The sequence below is a fragment of the Rufibacter sediminis genome (assembly GCF_014269285.1).
Classification (GTDB): domain Bacteria; phylum Bacteroidota; class Bacteroidia; order Cytophagales; family Hymenobacteraceae; genus Nibribacter; species Nibribacter sediminis.
In genome coordinates this window covers 1-19487 of sequence record NZ_JACOAF010000044.1, presented here as the reverse complement: position 1 = coordinate 19487, position 19487 = coordinate 1, and the positions used below count along the sequence as shown (strand labels likewise).

The window sequence follows — 19487 nt, the reverse complement described above, 5'->3', positions numbered from 1 at the left end:
TCTGCCGTGCGTCTTGCTTACTATGCACTGGCACTGGGGTGGGCAGTAATCATTCTGGTACTGACCTTATTGCCCGCCCCTCTTTTACCACCTGCTCCAGAGTTGGAGTTCTTCACCGTTGATTCCCTGGTGCACGCCCTCCTCTTTGGGGTGCAGTTGCTTCTCCTGCTTTTCGGGTTACAGCGTGACCCTTCCGTCCATTTAAAAACCCGCCTAATCACCGGCTCTTTTCTGCTGGTAGTGGCTTTCGGTATTCTGGTGGAGATCCTGCAAGGCTCCATGGGCTTGGGCCGGGCCGCAGATCCCGTAGATGCCCTGAGCAATTCCATTGGCGGGGTCATTGGCTTGGCGCTGTGGTTTCTGTTCGTGCGGCGTTTTGCGGCCAGTTTCCGTAAAACAGGCTAAAAACGATTCCATGCTCCCCTACCGCTGGCTTTCTCTCCTCCTCTTCCTACTATGTGTTCAGGCAAAAGCCCAGGACATGACGCGGGTGCGCCAAACCATTTCTGATCTCTCCTCCCCGGCTCTGCACGGCCGCGGGTACGCCTTCAAAGGAGATAGCCTGGCCGCCAATTATCTACAGAAACAGTTTGAAGCCATTGGTCTGCGTCCCTTCGCTGCCGGCTACAAGCAACCGTTTACCCTTCCCGTCAACATTCTGGAGAACCGCCTTAAACTGGAGATTGACGGCAAAGCCCTGGTGCCCGGGGTTGATTTCATCGCGCACGCGGCCACCGGGTCCGGAGCCGGCGAAGGCAGAGTCTATGACATAGACACCCTGATCCTGAAAGACGTGGACGTGGCGCAACAGTTCCTGACCAATAACCTGAGCAACAAAATACTGGTGGTGTACCAACGCCATTTCCAAGAGTTGCTTTCGTTACCGGAGCCGTTCCAGCCGCAGCTCAGAAGCGTGGCTGCCGTGATCGTGCGCCAGCCCGGCCCCAAGTTGATGGGTACTATCAAGGGCGAGCAGTTGCCGTTCCCGATATTGGAGGTGCTGGAAAAATCCTGGCCGAAAAAAGCGAAGAAAGTGTCCTTTGCCGTAGATGCCCGCCTTGACCCACAGTACCGGAGCCAGAATGTCATCGGGTTTATTCCTGGTAAAATCAAGCCAGATTCCTTTTTGGTAGTGACGGCGCATTATGATCACTTAGGCCATCAAGGCAAAGACTTGTATTTTCCCGGCGCGCATGACAACGCCAGCGGCACGGCCATGTTGCTGGAACTAGCCCGCTATTACGCCCAGCCCCAAAACACGCCAGACGTTTCCATCACGTTCATGGCTTTCGCGGGAGAAGAAGCGGGTCTGGTAGGCTCGCGTTTCTACACCGAGAATCCGCTCTTCCCGCTGAACAGAATCAAGTTCCTGTTGAACCTTGATTTGATGAGCACCGGCGAAGAAGGACTGATGGTAGTGAACGGCAGCGTCTTCCCCAAACAGTTTTCCCTGTTGCAGCAACTGAACCAGCAGCACCGGTATGTTTCCCAGATCAGGAGCCGGGGCAAAGCCGCCAACTCAGACCATTACTTCTTCTCCGAGAAAGGTGTTCCCGCGTTCTTCTTCTACACCCTGGGCGGCACCACCACCGAGTACCACCATCCCAAAGACACCGCTGACACGCTGCCGCTCACTAAATTCAAAGAAGTGATGGCCTTGATCCAAGGGTTCATCAAAGCCTTGTAAAACGTATCAGCCGAAGACCGTTTTGGCCCCGTTTTTCCGAAAACAGGCCCAAAACAGCTGTGCTTCTATATGGCTCGGGAAGGAAAACGAAGGAACCTGTTTCCGGCGGCATAGTTTCCCTTATGAGTAGAAACAGCTAACGATAGGATCCGGAAGCAACGCAATAAGGTGCCCATCTCACAAAGCCGGGAAGCACTTCCAAGTCCTCGCCGATTAATCTTTGAAACTAGAAAACTTCCAAAACAGCCCCTGGCGCGAGTCTCCAGACTCGTGCCAGCTGCCTGCAGCAGGCTATGGGCTTGGATAGGGCCTTCTGCTTTCTAAGTGCGATTTACCGCATCAGCAGAACCCTGCGCACCACCACACCTTTATCGGTTTGCATTCTGATGAGGTAGAGCCCGTTCGTCTGGTTTTGCAGGGAGAACTGCAGCGGTTGGCCCCGTACATGCCGGGGCGAGGAGGTTTCCTGCAAGATTTGTCCTACTGCGTTACAGACCTGAACACTGGTGATAACGGCCTCCGGTGAATCAATGTAGAGAATTCCAGTAGTAGGATTAGGGGAAACCGTGATGGCCTGTTTGGCGCGTTCTTCCTCGGCCCCCAGCGGGTCTCCGTTTACTTTCACGTCGTCCAAGTAAAGGTTGTTTTCGAAGTCCGTGATGTGCCGGAACTTGAGGAGCACAGTTTTAGAAGAAGCCAGGCCCGCCAGATCAACGGTTTCCAGCCGCCATTGCGAAGCGGTCGGCACAAAGTCGTCCTCGGTGAAATAAGGAGTGGCGGTGGTCAGGTCTTTCCCAGCTTTCTGGTAGAGGCGCTGGTAGGTGGCTCCGCAGTTAGTGGAGGCCCAGACTTCCAGGGTATCAGAGAAACCACTTTCTGACAGCAGCGAGTATGCCACCTGAAAGGTCATTTTAGGCATGGCCCTGGTGGTCAAATCCAAGGGAGGCAATATCAGCTCATCCACCAGACCATTGGCTTCATAGGCGATGTTCTGCATGTACGCCGAGGCCGCGCCGGTTTTAGCGGCTTTGGTGGTACGCTCCCAGGTGAGATCCTGGTTGAGGTTCTGGATGGTCCAGCCAGCGGGCGGGAAAACGGCACTCTCAAAGCTTTCCTGCAGCGGCAGGGCTGTTCCCTGGGCTTGAAAAGCGACGGAGATGGCATCATTCGCGGCGTTAGCGTCTGTAGCAGCGTTGTTCCGAGAGACGATGGTAAACCGGATCGTGTGTGCTCCGGCGGCTGTTGTCACTGCCGGAAGAGTGAGGGTGGCATTCAGGAAGGAAGCGACCGAGCCGGTCCAGTTGAATGTCTGGGTGGGGCCGTTGTCTACGCTGTACTGAATCTGGGCCGAGGTGAGGGACTGATTTCCGCGGTTGCGCACCACCACCACCGGGGTGAAGGAAGTAGTGCAGAGAATTTTTCCGGGGGAAGACACTTCCAGCAGGGCGGCATCCAGATCAGGTACCTGCGGAGCCGTGCAGCCGGGCGAGGAAAGCAGCCCCGCTCTATGCGCGGCAAGCGTCTGTTGCATGAGGTTTTTCTGCCCGGTGGTGAACAGGTTCATGCAGGCGTCATTGGTGTAGTCCATGTAATTCATGAACATATCACTGGTATTGGAACAGCTGGCATGCGGGAACGTGGGGCAACCGGTATTTTTCGTTTCCTGGGTAGGCGTATCGGCGATCTGGTCATCTCCGCATTCTTCATCGCCCCAGATGTGGAACAGATTGAGCCAGTGACCCACTTCATGGGTAGTGGTGCGGCCCAGATGAAACGGACGGGAGACGGTGCCCGTGGTCCCGAAGTATCGGTAATCAATCACGACACCGTCAGTGGAGGGTGCCCCCGCGTTAGGAAACTGAGAATACCCCAGCACCGATTCACTAGCGGCGAACCGCACAATCCAGATGTTGAGGTACTGACTCGTGTTCCAGGCATCTTTTCCGCCAGTACCGCTGAATTTCATGGCATCGTCTACCTTGAACGTGGTGGTAGTGGTTTTGGTGCGGGTAATACCGGTGGTAGGTTCCCCGTCTGGGGTACGCTGCGCCAGGCAGAACTCAATCTCGGCATCAGCGGCCACCCCTCTGAAAGCTTCAGGCGTGTTGGAGACATCGGTGTTCAGGCGCCGGAAATCTTTGTTCAGCACCGCAATCTGGGATTTGATCTGGGCGTCTGAGATGTTCTGCGCGTCTGTGTTGTACACTACGTGCACCACCACCGGAATGGTCACCACCCCACCCAGGACCCGTTTCTCGAAGGCATTTTTCGTCCCGATTCTGGCTTCGCGGGCTTGTTGCTGCAATTGCGCCCGCAGGTTAGGCCTGTCCCGCTCCAGACGCTTCACGTACTCCATGGTGCCGCAGGAACGGTCCTGCCCCAGGACTTCGCCCATCCCCAAGATCAGCAGAAAGAAAAAGATGCGTAGTCTTCGGGACATCGGCTAGGTGCGTTTTAGGGTCGTTTTCTGGAAAACAGGCCGAAACCGAACGGCTACAAGATGTTGTTCAGCTGCTCTTTGATCTTCTCCAGCTCTTCCTTCATTTCTACCACCAGGTGCTGGATGGTGGCGTCATTGGCTTTGGAACCGATGGTGTTGATTTCTCTTCCTATTTCCTGAGAGATGAACGCCAGTTTCTTACCGGTTGGTTCAGGCAGGTAGACAGTCTCGGTAAAATAATGCAAATGGTTGACCAGGCGCACTTTCTCCTCGGCAATGTCCAGTTTCTCAATGTAGTAGATCATCTCCTGCTCAAAGCGGTTCTGGTTGAACGACTCTGACGAGCTGATCTCCTGCAGGTGCCCCTGGATGCGCTGTTTGATCTGCTCTACCCGGGTAGGATCATGCTTATCCACCTCGGCCAGCAGAATCCGGATGCGGTCTATGTAGGAAACAATCTCGGTGGTGAGGGCTTTGCCTTCATCGGCCCGGAAGGTGTTGAACTTGTCAATGGCTTCCAGCAACAGCGGGAGCACCTGCTCCCAGGCAATCTCCTCCGTTTTGGTGTCTTCTGAAGATTCGGCCTGTAAAACGTCAGGCATGTGCAGGGCCAACCGGAACAGATCCGGCGATTGGGCTCCCAGGGCTTGGGCGGCCTGCTCAATTTCCTGGTAGTACTGCTTCAGTAACTCGGTGTTGATTCTGCTGCGGGTGGCGTTGGCTTTGTTGCGGCTGACCTCAATGGTGAGGTTGATCTTGCCGCGCACCAGGCTCTTGCCTATTAGGTTTCTGATTTCCAGCTCTTTGTCAGACAAACTGCGCGGGATGCGCAGGCTCAGGTCCATGGATTTTGAGTTAAGCGATTTCAGCTCAATGCTGACCATAGAACCTTCTGTCTCTAGGTGGGCCGCCCCAAACCCAGTCATGGATAAAAGCATAAGTACTTACGTAAGTAAAAAGTTGAAAAGTAAATTTATGAAAAAAGTGCCACTCTCTCCCTATCTTGCCGCCTGAGCTTTCTGAGGGGCTTTCCTTTACTAAGCTCAGGTATTTTCTTTATCTTTGCCGTATGAAATTTGGAGTTGTCGTTTTCCCGGGGTCCAACTGTGACCAGGATGTCATTGATGCGTTGCAACACACTACCCAGAAGGAAGTTGTCAGGCTGTGGCACAAAGACCATGATTTGCAGAACTGTGATTTCATAGTGCTGCCAGGAGGTTTCTCCTATGGTGATTATCTGCGTTCCGGCGCTATTGCCCGTTTTTCGCCTATTATGCAGGAAGTGGTGAAGTTCGCCAACTCCGGCGGATACGTGTGGGGCATCTGCAATGGCTTCCAGATTTTGACGGAGGCGGGCCTGCTGCCCGGCGCGTTGCTGCGCAATACCAGCCAGCAGTTCATCTGCCAGAACGTGTACATCACCCCAGAGAACAACGAGGCGCTGCCTACCGCTCTGCTAGAACCTGGCAAAGCCTATAAAATTCCGATCGCCCACGGCGAAGGCCGGTTCCACGCCGATGCCGACACCCTGAAGCAACTGGAAGACAACGGCCAGATCATGTTCCGCTACTGTGATGCCAACGGTGAGGTGAATGAGTACTGCAACTGCAACGGCAGCTTGCTCAACATTGCCGGCGTGAGCAACAAGAACAAGAACGTGTTTGGCATGATGCCGCACCCAGAGCGCGCCGTTGACGCCGACCTGAACAACACCGATGGCCGTCTTCTGTTTGAATCACTCTTACAGTCTGTACAGGCGTAACCCGTTTCCTTTCCAGAAGAAAGCAGCATACTTGCTCAATTATACAATGCCTCTCTGGTCTTCCAGGGAGGCATTGCTGTTTTAGGGCTATTTTCTGTAAAACAGCCTCAAAACAGGAATGGACCTCTTTCGCATTCCGTCCACCTTTAAAGGGACGGAATGATTTTTCTGTAAATAGGTTGTAGGGGCAATCCCTTGTGGTTGCCCTTGCGCTGGTCAACGCAGTTTAAGCGCTATCGCATTCCATTCACCTTTGGAAGGCCCATGATGGTTTTCCTGTAAATAGTTTGTAGGGGCAATCCCTTGTGGTTGCCCTTGTGCTGGCAACCGCAAGGTTGTTGGTGATAACACCAACAAAGGCAGCGAAAACAACTACTTCATGATACAACGCCTCCTTGTTCTTCAAGGAGGTGTTGCTGTTTTGGGGCTGTTTTAGAGAAATCAGGCGTAAAACAGATGCCGCCTCAAGAGCATTTGCGCAGAGAAAGCTACCGTATCTGGCAAAAACAGAGCGCCTCCTTTTACTTAAAAGGAGGCGCTCTGTTTTAAGGGCGTTTTCAGGAAATCAGCTTATAAACGGGTTTTTCCGGCACCGGCTATCGCTGATTAGAAGTCATAACCCATGGAGAAGTAGAACTTAGGTCCTTCGCGTTTCAGGTTGCGTTCTCCCCAGGCCATGTCAAACCGACCATAGACGCCCAGCAAGGTAGTGCGCGCGCCAAAGCCGTAGCCGTACATGAACGGGTTCCGGAAGTTGCGGACAATCACCTGGAATGGAGGACGCGGCACAGGTTGCGTGTTCACGGAGTTATCATCGCTGAACGGGTTTCCGCTGTCATAGGCGGTACCGGCATCAAAGAAACCAACCAGCTGCAGGTTCCGGAAGAAGCCCGAGTTGATAGGCCCTTCAAACAGGTACTGGAAGACCGGCAACCGTAGTTCTGAGTTCCACAGCACATAGCGGGTTCCGTTGCGGGCACCGTAGTTGAAGCCCCTCATGGGCGTGGCAAAGTTCATGAACAGATAATCAACCGGCCCCATGGCAAGGCTGTCATCGTCATCGGCATTGATCCAGTTATCCACGCCGCCCAGCTTGTGCCGTTTGGGCGCCGGCCCGAAGGACTGTTCGTAACTTAACCGGTTGGCCCAGACAAACTCCTTGTGGATTTTCTGATAATGCCGTATGTCAACGTAGAAGTTACCGAAGCCCGCTGGTTTGTTTTTGATGCCGTACATTCTGCTGATGCCCACCTTCATGCGGGTTCCTTCGCGCATGTTCATGCCGGTCACCACCGAGTTATCGTACACAATCTCCCCGCCTATCCCGGCTAAGTCCGTCACCTGATCAGGTTCAGCGAAATTCTCCATGGCAATGGCCCGCACGTTGGCAAACCTCGGCAGCACCTTCACACTCAACGCATTGGTCAAGGGGTAGCTGAACGCCGGAAGAATCTCATATTTAGCCAACCTGGTCCGCAGCCCGCCCGTGGAGGTTAGCTCAATGCTCTGTTTCTGGAACCCAACCCGGTAATCATAGCGGTTTTTCAGGTTTGAGTATTCGGCGTAGAAATTGGTGGTCCGTAGATCAGTGAGGGCGAAAACCCCGCCTCTAATCCGGTAATCTTCAAAGAGATCGGCCATGCCTACTTCCATCACAAACCCGAAGCCTAACAATGGATCGGCGTACACGGAGGTGAGCAGGCTGTTCACGCCAAAACGCAGGTCATACGGCCGGGGATAATTGAGTACCAGCGAGTCTGGCGATGCCATGCTCATGATGGTTCTGGGCTTGGCGGCGGGGGCCGGAGTTTTGGCCGGAGCGGTTGCAACCGCCGTGCTGTCTGGGGTGCGGCCAGTACTATCTGGTACCTGGGTTATCCTAAGAGCGGCCAGTGAATCTGCGGCGGCTTTGGCGGCCAGGGCAGCGGCTACCCGGGCGTTTTCCTGCTGGATGCGGCGCTGCAAATTGCCTTCCAGCACTTGCTGGCGTCTGGTTTTGAAATCCTGCTGGGCTACGGCCTGCAAAGGCGAGCTGGGGTACCAGTACAGGAATTCCTTGGCTCGGTCATTGGCCACAAACGTGAGGTTGCCCGTCTGCGCATTGTAGTCATAGGTTTTGATGTTCTGTCTGAAATCTGTCACCCGCGCAATGGACCCCGTCTTGATGTTATGCCGATACAGCGACCGGATGCCGGTTTCCTCCCCCAGGTACATGATTTCGTCCTCTGAAAGCCCGATGGGCATCACTTCGTTGGAAGGCGTGTACGTCAGTTGCCAGAAGCGGCTTTGGGCGTTGTTGGGGTCAAACAGGTAAATGTCATAGTTGTTGGTCACCGAGCTGAACTTGCCCCGGCTAGACTGCAACGAATCTGCGTAACGGTTAGAACTGAACACGATGCGGTTGCTGGTACCGGGTAAGAAAGACGGTTGCAGGTCATCAAACACGTCATCGGTTAATTGGCGAACCAGGCGCCCGTTGCGGTACAGGTACAGGTCTGTTTGTCCGTTCTTGACGGCGCTTAACACCATGTGTTGCCCGTCTTCAGAGAAATCTACGCCCACTACCTGGCTGTAGGCACTCAGCGGAAGCACGTTCTTGGTTTTTCCTAACAGGTTCTTCACCGTGGCCACGCCGGGGATGTACCGTTGATTGGCACTCTGAAGCTTCAGCTGCAGTTTCCCGCGCCGTACATCTGAGATACCCAATTGTGTCTCTGACCGCCAGGACAGCAAAGGCACCGTTGGGTCCACTTCCTGGTTGGGCATTTTATAGCCGCCCCGGTACACCACGCGCTGGCTCTTGGAAGACAGGTTCCGCACAAAGACTTTGTACGCGCCGCGGTCATAGATCACAAACGCCAGTTTCTGGCCGCTGGGGCTAAGGGCCGGTTCTGAATACAGGGCCTGCCGGGCGTTGCCTTTCTTGATCTTGTTCTCTTTGCTGGGTGAAGGCAATGTGGCATCAGCGAAGGTGTTCATTTGGGTATAGTACGCAAACCAATCGCGGCTGAACCGCTTGTAGGGCATGTTCAGGCTGCTGGCAATGCCTACCTCTATGTCACGGGTGATGCGGGTCAGATTCAGGATGTTCTGGATAGCCGCCGCGCCGTGCCGCTCTGTGATGTAGTTCCAGATGGCTTGTCCCGTGACGCGCTGGTTGCGGGCAAACAGCGGATCGGGGCGTTTTCCGCCCGTTTTCTGGATCATGTCGCGCATGTAGTCGTCCATGTCCACGCTCCAGCCCTCGGCCAGGTAGGCCGCAGCCCCCGAGACAAACCACTCTGGCAAACGCAGCAGGTAATTGCTCTGGATGACTTCCTTCAAACTGCCGCCGTACATCATGTCTGAGAGCAATAACTCAGAGATGCGGTACGTCATCTGGCGCTTGAGCTCGGTTTGGGAGCCCTCAAACGCCACCTCAATCTTGCTTTTCACAAACAAGGCATCGTTGCCGCCTTTGTACGGATCATCAATCAACCCGATGTTGCTCTGCTTCATGTCTGAGACAGAGTTGTACAGGATGATGGTGATTTTGGAATAAGGATAGTACCCGATGACGGAGGTGATTCGCTTCAGTTCCCGCTCCGCGTGGTCGGCGGCGTTGCGCGCCAACTGCCGGCCGTCTTCTGAGAAGTAGATGTTGAAGTTCTGGGTGCTATAGTACTGCCAGTTGAAGCGCTTGTACTGGATCCGGTTCTGCCCGAAGTCATCTGGGGCAGTAGCCTGACCATACGTGATTGCGGGTGCCCCCATGCCCAGGAGCAACACGAAAAACCGGCACACATGTAAGAAACGAGTAGAGAGTTGACTCATGTGGTTGACGTAGATGCTAAATATAACGATAAATATCGGGCAATAGACACCTCTGGCCATAAGGGCGTACTCTGCTCCAGGAAAGAAATAAACTGCTGGGCCAGCAAAGGCGCCATCAGTACTCCCTTGGAACCCATGCCGTTGAAAACGCCTACCTGCCCGTACGCCGGGTGCACCCCAATTAGGGGTTTACGGTCCCGCACCGCCGGCCTGGTCCCTACATACTGCTTTGTCACGGCAAACGGTTTTTTCAGAATATCCTGGGTCTTGGAAGCCAGTTCTTCTCTGGCTTCGGGGGTAAGCTCTTCGGCCAGGTTGCGCCAGTTATAGGTGGCGCCCACCCGGTAGTGATATTGTCCTAAAGGCACAACGTAAACTGCTTTATTATAGATATATGAGGCTTCAAAATCGGGCACATTTATATCTAAAATTTCACCTTTATTCAAGGAAAAGGGCAACCAGCTGAAAAAAGGATTCTGCACCGCCTGGGCTCCCTCGCAGAAAATGATTTTACCGGCCTCCAACTCCCCGTACCGCACGCCGTCCGGCAACAGCTCCAACTGCGACATGTCAAACGCCTCTTGCCGATAGCGGCCTCGGCTCCGGAGGTCTGCTTCGCGGGCATCCAGGAACGTCCGCAAGGCCACGTAGCCTCCTTTCTGGATAAGTAAACCGCCCAATTCCTGATGAACGTATTCAGAGGCGGGGAGTTGCAGGTGCGTGGTTTCAATGTACCCGTCCCAGGCGGCATCAGTGCTTTTGCCCATCCAGTTATTCTGCTCCTCAGGGCTGGAGAACAGTTTCAGGATAGGTTTGCGGAAGAAAAGATCGGTTTGGTAGCGCGCTTCCATCTCCTGGTAAAAGGCCGTGGCGGCGGGGAGAAACGCGTCTACCTGCCAGCTTTTGGCGAAGCGTTTTCCAGCCACGGGGTTAATCAGCCCGGCCGCCACCCGGGAGGCGGAGTTCTCTTTGCGGGCATCCAGCACCAGTACCGTTTTACCGGCCTTTTCCAGAAAACAGGTCAGAATCGCGCCGGCCAGACCATGCCCTACTACCAGATAATCATATTTCATGCCCCAAGGTACGGCTTGTGCCGCTGAAATCTGTAACTTAGAGCCTGCAAAAAACAATGTCCTCCATGGCTGCCACTGGTCTGCAAGTAAAATTCTTCACGTTCAATCCGTTCCAGGAAAACACCTATGTGCTCTATGACGCCACCAACGAGTGCGTGGTCATTGACCCCGGCTGCGCCGATAAACAGGAACAACAGGAACTGCAGGCATTCATCCAGACTGAAGGACTGAAAGTAGTGCGCTTGCTGAACACGCATTGCCACATTGACCACGTGCTGGGCAATAAATTCGTAGCCGATACTTACGGCGTGCCGCTGGAGATCCATGAGGAAGACCTGGCCGTGTTACGCGCGGTGCCTACCTATTCTGCCGCCTACGGCTTTCCGCAGTACCAGGAGGTTTTACCGGAGAAATTCCTGAAAGAGGGCGAAAACGTCACCTTCGGGGAAACCGAGCTGGAGGTGCTGTTCACGCCCGGCCACGCCCCCGGCCACGTAGTTTTCTACCACCCGGAAAGCAAAAACCTGATTGGCGGCGACGTTCTTTTCAACCGCAGCATTGGCCGCACCGATCTGCCCGGCGGCGATTACAACACGCTCATCCAGAGCATCCGCACGAAATTGTTCTCCCTCCCAGACGATGTGACCGTATATCCGGGTCATGGCCCCTCTACCACCATTGGGGAAGAAAAAGCCGGTAATCCGTTTTTGAGCTAGTTTCAGAAAAACAGGCTCAAAACAGACCTTTACAACTCTATGAAGAAACACATTCCTAATTTCATCACCTGCCTTAACTTATTGTGTGGTTGCCTTGCCCTGGTTTCTGTGTTTCAGCAGGACCTAATTGCGGCGGCGGGCTGGATAGTGGCGGCGGCCGCCCTGGATTTTATGGACGGCATGGTGGCCCGGGTGCTCAACACTTATTCTGAGATCGGAAAACAATTGGACTCTCTGGCCGATATGGTCTCGTTTGGCGTGGTGCCCGGCGCGGCCATGGTGCAGATGATCTCCCAAGCCATTGACACCGGTGGGTATGATTTGCCTGCGTTTCTGCCGTATGCCGGTTTCCTAATCACTATTTTCTCCTGCATCAGGCTGGCTAAGTTCAACATTGACACCCGCCAGATTTCTTCTTTCATTGGGGTGCCCACGCCGGCCTGTACGCTGTTCATCATGTCGTTGCCGCTGATCCTGGCCTATGACGACTTCGGCTTAACGCCCATCATCCTCAACCCGTTTGTACTGCTGGGCATCACGGTGCTGTTTTCTTACCTGCTCATTGCCGAGCTGCCGCTTTTTGCGCTTAAATTCAAGAATATGGCCTGGAAAGGCAACGAAGTCCGGTTTATTTTCATGGGGCTTTCCATTCTTTTCCTGGCAATCCTTAACTTTACCGCTGTTCCGTTAAATCTCGCGATTTACATTATTCTATCCTTTTTCAATAAATCTTCTTCCCTATGAAATTCACTGCCGAAATTGACATCATGCCGCATACAGAACTGTTAGATCCTCAAGGAAAGGCCGTGATGTTGGGCTTGGAACATTTAGGCCTGGAGCAGGTTTCTGATGTAAGAATTGGCAAACACATTCGTTTACAATTAGAAGCGGAAAGCGAAACCGCCGCTGCCCAGAAAGTAGAAGAGGCTTGTAAGAAGTTACTGGCCAACATGATTATGGAGTCATTTTCTTACCGTCTCACAGCCAACTAAGTAATCCCCCTACGTTCACAGGTTGGCTCCTCTGTTGGGCTGAACCTATGAGAGAAGGACTGTGTTGCGGAGTAATTGTTTTTACCCGCGTACATGCATCTTGTAAGGAAGTTTCTTTTTGCGGCAGGCGTTTGGCTGGCAGCTTTTTCTGCCTGGGCCCAGACGCCGGAAACCCGCACTATTACCTGGCGCGCAGCCGCTGCTGGTCTCTCCCCGGGGACTCCGGCTACGGCTGCGCTTCCTGTTTTTGAGGAAGCCGCGTTTCAGGGCCGCGAGGTGCTTCCTTTCTATCTTCTGTCTGTGCCAAACGTGCAGGTCTCTTCCTTTGAGTTCACCTCCCTAGAGTTTGGGCCATTAACGGAGGCAGAAATGCGCTCTTTTCCTAAAAAGGGCCTCAAAACAGAACTACAAACTTCCATCAGTTCCGGCACCGCTAACCGGCTTCCCCACTCCGTAGTAGCTTTCCAGCCGTTCCGGCTGAACCCGCAGACGGGTGCGGTGGAAAAGCTGTTGAAGTTCAGTTATCGCTATACTTCCGGAAACAACCTCAGAAAAGCGCCCGGACAAGCCTCCGTCCGCCGGACGTATTCCACCCGGTCGGTGTTAGCTTCCGGCGAATGGTATAAGATTGGAGTGCCGGCCTCAGGAATGTATAAACTGGACCGGGCCGCCCTTCAGGCCATGGGACTGAACCTCCAGAACCTGAACCCGCGCAACCTGCGTCTGTTTGGAAACGGTGGCGGAATGCTTCCGCAGGCCAACAGCGCCCCTCGCCCCGATGATCTGGTAGAGAACGCTGTGTGGGTAGAAGGCGAGCAGGATGGCTCCTTTGATGCTAACGATTACCTCCTTTTCTACGGGCAAGGGCCTCATACCTGGGCCGAGAACCCGGTGACGGGCCAGTCGCCGTTTCTGCACTCGCTTCATCTCTACAGTGATACCACCTACTACTATTTAACGGTTGGGCCTTCCGCCGGTCTCCGGCTCAGTCAGCAGGCCTCCCTGCCCGGTTCTTTCCCGGTGGTGCAGACGTATGATGAGCGTTGGTTCCATGAGGTAGACCTGAGAAACATGGTCAACTCCGGCCGCGAATGGTTTGGCGAGGAGTTTACCTCTTTTGCCCTGCAGCAAAACTTTACCGTGCCGGCCTCTGATCTGGTTCCTAACAGCAATGTCTGGTTTACGTCGGCGGTGATGGCCAACTCCCCGGAAAACAGCTCTTTTTCGGTGCGATTAAACGGATCGGCTCTAGGGACGCACCAAATCTCTGGCCGAGGTTCGTATAATTACCACCCCGAAGGCGTCAGCCAGGTGCTGCAGTTCTCCCCGGCACTGGGGTCACTGGCGTACTCCAATGAGCTAAACGTAGCCTATACTTACCAGCCGGGCAACAGTTCTTCCGCCACCGGTTATCTCAATTACTTCACGTTAGTGGCCGAGCGGCAGCTAAAGCTCTATGGGAATCAGACGAGTTTCCGGAATTTGGCCAGTAAACGGAATGCTGTCACTACGTTCCAAATAAGCGGGCTCACCGCCTCTGACGCGCAGGTGTGGGACGTCACTGATCCGCTGAAACCGGTGAAGCAGACCATCACCCTCAGCAACGGCACGGCCAGCTTCTCGGCCAATAGCCAACAGCTGCGGGAGTACCTGGCTTTCCAAGGTTCGGCTTTTCCTACGCCTACTTTTCTGGGGAAAGTAGCCAACCAGAACCTGCACAGCCTCAACCTGAACGGCGAGCTGGACATGATCATCATTACGCCAACGGCCTTTTCCGCGCAAGCGCAGCGCTTGGCGGCTCATCGGCGGTCCCGGAGCGGTCTGGAGGTAGAGGTGGTGGAGCTTCCTAAGATCTACGAAGAGTTCTCCTCGGGCAAACAGGACATTACGGCCATCCGGGACTTTCTAAAGATGCTGTATGAGCGGAGCCACAAACAAGGAGATGACCTGCTACAGGTGGCCTTGTTAGGAGATGCTTCTTTTGACCCTAAAAACAGAATCCAGCAGAACACCAACTTTATCCCGATCTATGAGTCGCGCCAGTCGCTTGACCCTATCTTATCCTACTCCTCTGATGACTACATAGGTTTTCTGGATGAGGACGAAGGAGAATGGTCTGAGGTGGATTTCTCCCGCGCCCATCTGCTGGATGTTGGCATTGGCCGGCTACCCGTTAAATCTTCGGCGGAGGCCGATCTGGTGATCGATAAAATTATCCGGTATGAAAGTGAGCAGACGCTGGGCAACTGGCGCAAACGGCTTATTTTCTTAGCCGATGACGGTGATTCCAATGAGCATTTGAACGACGCTGATTACCTGGCCGAGTTTGTTGAACGGAACCATTCTGATTACCTGCCCCAAAAGATCTACCTGGACCTTTATCCTCAGATATCGGTGCCCAACGGCCAGCGTTCCCCGGAAACAAACCAAGCCTTACGGGAAGCCATTGAAAAAGGAGCGTTGGTCACCAATTACACCGGGCACGGCAATGAGGTAAGCCTCGCCGATGAACAAATCCTGACGATCAATGAAATCCAGAGCTGGAAGAACCGCAACAAGCTCACCTTCTTTTTGACGGCAACCTGCGAGATTGGCCGCTACGATGACCCCAGGCGTACCTCCGGAGCTGAAACCGCTTTGTTCCACCCAGAAGGCGGGGCCATTGGACTCCTGACCACTACCCGCCCGGTGTACTCAGACGGAAACCGGGCCTTGAATACCAATTTCTTCAACTTCCTGTTTTCTCCGCTTTCTGACGGGTCTATGCCTACGGTGGGAGTGCTCACCCAAAAGACCAAAAACGCGAGTTTGTTTGGGGTGAACAACCGGAACTTCGCCCTGCTGGGAGATCCGGCAATGCGCCTCGCCTATCCTTCCCTGGAGGTGGTGCTTTCAAAGCTTAATGGCAAACCGTTCACCTCGGCTTCTGCTGATACGCTTCAGGCGCTTTCTAAAGTGCAGTTAGAAGGAGTGGTGCAAAACAGCCAGCAACAGGTAGCTACAGATTTTCAGGGCCAGATTCATTTAACGGTGTATGATAAACGGGCTACGCTGACTACCCTAGGCGACCAGAATGCCAGACGCCAGGTCCTGAACCGCAGCAATGTGCTGTATGATGGCCTGGCCACTATCAAAAACGGAGCCTTCCAAGTTACCTTCGTCATCCCGAAAGACATCAATTACCAGATTGGCGCGGGTAGCATTCATTTATACGCCTCTTCCTCCTCCCTGGACGGGCATGGCGCCACGGGAGTACCAGTTGGCGGAGCAAATGCCGATGCGGCCGCTGACAACACTCCTCCCCAGTTAGAACTGTACATGAACGATGCGTCTTTTGTCTCGGGCGGCATTACCGGAACAGACGCCACTTTACTGGCTCATTTGTTTGACGATAACGGGATCAACACGGCAGGTGCCGGCATTGGGCACGAGATTACCGCTATTCTGGATGAGAAATCCTCAGAACCCATTATTCTGAATGAGTTTTACACCGCCGATGTAGATTCTTATCAGTCTGGCAAAGTCCGATATTCTCTAAAAAACGTACCTATAGGACCACACACGCTTTCCCTGAAAGCCTGGGATACGCATAACAACTCCAATACCACTAAAATTGAATTTATTGTAGCTTCTTCAGAGAAACTGGCGTTAGACCATGTGTTCAACATTCCTAACCCCTTCCTGACTAACACTACTTTTCATTTCGATCATAACCGGCCGGGGCAAGAGTTGGATATACTTATTCAGGTTTTTACCGTATCAGGAAAACTGGTCAAATCTCTGCACGGGTTTGGTGACGGAAGCACCCACTTCTCTGACCTTACCTGGGATGGGCGGGACGACAGCAATGACGTTTTAGCCAAAGGCGTATACATATACAAGGTAAATGTACGTTCTCGTCAGGATGGAGCTAGTACATCTCGTTACGAAAAGCTAGTTTTACTTAAATAATACCACCAGATACTACAACCTCTACCGCATGAAATGCACCTTCTTCAGATCTTCGATCTTTGCTCTCTCGCTTGTTTCTCTGGCTGGGCTCTCTGCCAATGCTCAAAACACTACCATTGGGCAGAGTACAGAGTATAGACCCATCACCACTGCGGTGCCGTTTCTATCGGTTTCACCTGATGCCCGTGCTGCTGGAATGGGTGATGCAGGGGTGGCCACCTCGCCAGATGCAAACGCGATCTACTGGAACTCGGCGAAACTGGGCTTCATTGAAACTGATCTAGGTGTTTCGCTTTCGTATACCCCCTGGCTTTCGAAGATCGTCGATGACATGTCGCTGAGTCAGCTTTCTGTGCATAAGAAAGTAACGGCAAACTCTTCCATCGCGGCCTCTCTGCTTTATTTCGATTTAGGCGAATTGAATTTCACGGATGCCTCTGGCAATGCCATTCAGAACTTCAACCCGAAAGAGTATGCCATTAACCTGGCGTATGGGCAGAAGCTGAGTGAGAACTTAAGCTTAGGGGTAGGAGCTCGCTTCATTCACTCCAACCTTTCCGGGAACGTCAATGTAGGAAGCGGCGGAAACGTGATTGGGGAATCTCAGCCCGGCAACTCTGTCGCCGTGGATTTAGGCATATACTACACCAAAGACCTGGCGATAGGTAGCAAAAACTACAACCTGGCGCTGGGCGGAAACGTGTCTAACATTGGAGGGAAAATCTCTTACACCACTGCCGGCAGAAAAGACTTCTTACCAACCAATTTACGCTTGGGTACGGCCTTCACCATGGAATTGGACCCCTACAACAAGATTACCTTAGCCATTGACGGTAACAAACTATTGGTCCCGTACACCAGATCAGATGACCCAGCGGCCAATGATGACACCAACGTCTTCTCCGGTATTTTCAAATCTTTCAATGATGCGCCAGGCGGCGGAAGCGAAGAACTAAAAGAGATTATGCTCTCTACTGGTTTAGAATACTGGTATGACAATATGTTTGCGGCCCGCGCCGGTTACTTTTATGAAAATGAGTTGAAAGGCGGCCGTCAGTATTTTACCATGGGTCTAGGTATCCGTTACCAGAAGTTTGGATTTGACGGAGCTTACATGATCCCTAACGAACAAAATAACCCTTTAGCCCAGACGTTCCGTTTCTCGCTTCATTTCAGATTAGACGAAGCTGAATAATTTTCTATGTCTCTTAACCGCACAGTAGCACCTGCCATTGCAGAACTATCTTCTGATTTATCTATTGCACCAGAAGTAATTATTACCCCTTCGGGTTCTCGCCTTCATGTATTCAAGAACAACATTCAACCTGTGGTACGGGTTGAATTTGTTTTTAAAGCTGGTAAATGGTACCAAAACAAACCCGGAGTAGCGTCTCTGACGGCTAAAATGCTCAAGGAAGGCATCACGTTACGTTCTGCTAAAGAAATAGCGGATATGGTAGATTACTATGGTGCTTCCTTGGAGGTAAACCATGGATTTGACAAAGCCACTGTCACCTTATACTGCTTGTCAAAATTCCTCCCATCGCTGCTTCCACTCACCTTTGAGATTATCCAGCAACCGTCCTTTCCGCAGGATGAATTCGCCCTTCTGAAACAAAGGGTCATCCAGACCTTGGCCGTAGACAAGCAAAAGAATGGGTACCTAGCCACGGAGGCTTTTACCATAGCAGTATATGGGAAAGATCACCCATATGTCTCCTCTATCACAGAAGAAGAGATTGCCGCCTTAGAACTAAATGACCTGCTTGTCTTCCACCAGGAAGCTTACTCTTTAGCTACTGCTGAAGTATTCATTACCGGTGATATCACGGATGCGGAGGTAACTACTATCCTCTCTGGTATCACTGGAACTACAGCTAATCCAAGCAAGATCCTTTCATTTGAGGAGAACCTGCCCCAGACGGGTTTATTGTCTAAGAGCACTCCTAATCAGATGCAGGCCTCTTTACGGGTAGGAAAACCCATTATCAAGCCAAGCCATTCAGATTATCCAGCCTTTTATTTGCTCAATCATATCTTAGGTGGATATTTCGGTTCCAGGTTAATGAAGAACATTCGGGAAGACAAAGGATATACCTACGGTATCTACTCTTCTCTTTCGCATAAAGAAAATAACTCTTTGTTCTTTATAGGAGCTGATATCAAAGGAGATAAAATCAACGAGACGCTGGAAGAGATTTTCAAAGAAATCAATCTCCTGAAGGAAGAAGAAGTAAGCGAAGAAGAATTCCTGACAGCTAAAAAGCACTTAGCCGGTAAGTTCCTTTCAGATCATGCTACCATCTTCGATAAGATGGATAAGTATAAATCAAACATTCTCTTAGGTTTACCACCTCAATTCCATTCCCAACTGCTAGCGTCGATACAAGGGTTGACTCCGGGTGACTTGCAGGCTTCAGCCGTGCGTCATCTAGATGAGAATACCCTGCTGGCCGTAGCCGCAGGCGGCAGGCAGGGATGAGCGCCTCAAGGCTGACGAAAGACAGAATAGTTTAAAGTGAGGCTCCCTGATCATGGATCGGGGAGCCTCACTTTTGATAAGCATGAGGGGAAGGATGAACCCTGATAATGGCTGACCTACCCTAGCTAAGAACACGTAGGGAACGAATGCTTCCCCTGCAGAGACGCAGCAGTGAGGGCACACAATATTATAGCATATAAAAGGAAAGGGTGCCGCTACTGAGTAGCGGCACCCTTTCCTTTTGGAGTAGAAGTGTAGAATAAATATAGTACTTAGACGTAAAGGACCCACACGGATGTAAAGCAGCTTATATAAGGTGAGGTTAGCCTCCTGCGTGTTCACGTTTCGGGGCCCTTTTCATTAAACCGGGCCTGAAAAGCCAAGTACCATCCGGTGACCGGGCATCCACCTTATCTAGGTCCTTCCCCGCTACCCGTGTAAACGGAGAACGCCCGCCACCTGACTTTGCAGGGGCGGGCGTCTTGTTGGGGGTTGGCGGCTACCTACTCTCCCGCGTGTGACCGCAGTACCATCGGCTCGGCGGGGCTTAACTTCTCTGTTCGGAATGGGA

General features: G+C 52.7%; 13 protein-coding genes and 1 rRNA gene. 9 read left to right on the top strand and 5 right to left on the bottom strand.

The window, feature by feature from the left end:
- The first annotated feature begins 6 nt into the window (after window positions 1–6).
- Together H7U12_RS22720 and H7U12_RS18660 are read left to right on the top strand one after the other, a co-directional pair.
- Entirely contained in the window at window positions 7–405 is a 399-nt protein-coding gene (locus tag H7U12_RS22720; protein WP_186640942.1) for a VanZ family protein, read from the top strand.
- Between the two features lie 10 nt (window positions 406–415).
- Window positions 416–1687, top strand: coding sequence for a M28 family metallopeptidase (locus tag H7U12_RS18660; protein ID WP_186640940.1), 1272 nt, complete (start codon window positions 416–418; stop codon window positions 1685–1687).
- Window positions 1688–2018: 331 nt separating this feature from the next.
- Here H7U12_RS18660 and H7U12_RS22715 read toward each other — a convergent pair whose 3' ends face one another.
- A complete protein-coding gene (locus H7U12_RS22715) occupies window positions 2019–4127 on the bottom strand; it encodes a M43 family zinc metalloprotease (RefSeq protein ID WP_186640938.1) in 2109 nt (702 codons plus the stop codon).
- 53 nt (window positions 4128–4180) lie between these two features.
- A complete protein-coding gene (locus H7U12_RS18650; protein WP_186640936.1) occupies window positions 4181–5065 on the bottom strand; it encodes a YicC/YloC family endoribonuclease in 885 nt (294 codons plus the stop codon).
- A 131-nt stretch (window positions 5066–5196) separates the two neighbouring features.
- Between H7U12_RS18650 and purQ the strand changes: the two genes are divergently transcribed.
- The gene (gene purQ, locus H7U12_RS18645; protein WP_186640934.1) at window positions 5197–5889 is read left to right on the top strand and encodes a phosphoribosylformylglycinamidine synthase subunit PurQ; all 693 of its coding nucleotides are present in this window, start codon (window positions 5197–5199) and stop codon (window positions 5887–5889) included.
- Window positions 5890–6495: 606 nt separating this feature from the next.
- Here purQ and H7U12_RS18640 read toward each other — a convergent pair.
- Together H7U12_RS18640 and H7U12_RS18635 are read right to left on the bottom strand one after the other, a co-directional pair.
- A complete protein-coding gene (locus tag H7U12_RS18640) occupies window positions 6496–9702 on the bottom strand; it encodes a hypothetical protein (RefSeq protein ID WP_186640932.1) in 3207 nt (1068 codons plus the stop codon).
- Window positions 9699–10775, bottom strand: a complete 1077-nt coding sequence (locus H7U12_RS18635; RefSeq protein ID WP_186640930.1) for an NAD(P)/FAD-dependent oxidoreductase — start codon at window positions 10773–10775, stop codon at window positions 9699–9701. Before H7U12_RS18635 ends, H7U12_RS18640 begins: the two co-directional genes overlap by 4 nt.
- Window positions 10776–10831: 56 nt before the next feature.
- On the opposite strand from H7U12_RS18635, the gene H7U12_RS18630 reads away from it, so the two are divergent.
- The 6 genes from H7U12_RS18630 to H7U12_RS18605 all read left to right on the top strand — a co-directional run bounded on the left by H7U12_RS18630 (window position 10832) and on the right by H7U12_RS18605 (window position 18916).
- A complete protein-coding gene (locus H7U12_RS18630; RefSeq protein WP_241749538.1) occupies window positions 10832–11491 on the top strand; it encodes an MBL fold metallo-hydrolase in 660 nt (219 codons plus the stop codon).
- Between the two features lie 39 nt (window positions 11492–11530).
- Complete coding sequence (locus H7U12_RS18625; RefSeq protein ID WP_186640928.1) at window positions 11531–12235, top strand: CDP-alcohol phosphatidyltransferase family protein; 705 nt, start codon at window positions 11531–11533, stop codon at window positions 12233–12235.
- Window positions 12232–12483: a phosphoribosylformylglycinamidine synthase subunit PurS gene (gene purS, locus H7U12_RS18620; RefSeq protein WP_186640926.1), complete on the top strand. Its 252-nt coding sequence runs from the start codon at window positions 12232–12234 to the stop codon at window positions 12481–12483. Before H7U12_RS18625 ends, purS begins: the two co-directional genes overlap by 4 nt.
- Before the next feature lie 93 nt (window positions 12484–12576).
- A complete protein-coding gene (gene porU, locus H7U12_RS18615) occupies window positions 12577–16434 on the top strand; it encodes a type IX secretion system sortase PorU (protein WP_186640924.1) in 3858 nt (1285 codons plus the stop codon).
- A gap of 28 nt (window positions 16435–16462) precedes the next feature.
- Complete coding sequence (gene porV, locus H7U12_RS18610) at window positions 16463–17629, top strand: type IX secretion system outer membrane channel protein PorV (RefSeq protein WP_186640915.1); 1167 nt, start codon at window positions 16463–16465, stop codon at window positions 17627–17629.
- Between the two features lie 6 nt (window positions 17630–17635).
- On the top strand, window positions 17636–18916 hold the full coding sequence (locus tag H7U12_RS18605) for a M16 family metallopeptidase (RefSeq protein ID WP_186640913.1): 1281 nt from the start codon (window positions 17636–17638) through the stop codon (window positions 18914–18916).
- Window positions 18917–19406: 490 nt separating this feature from the next.
- Here H7U12_RS18605 and rrf read toward each other — a convergent pair.
- Window positions 19407–19487: ribosomal RNA gene (gene rrf / locus H7U12_RS18600) — 5S ribosomal RNA — on the bottom strand; the annotation flags it as partial.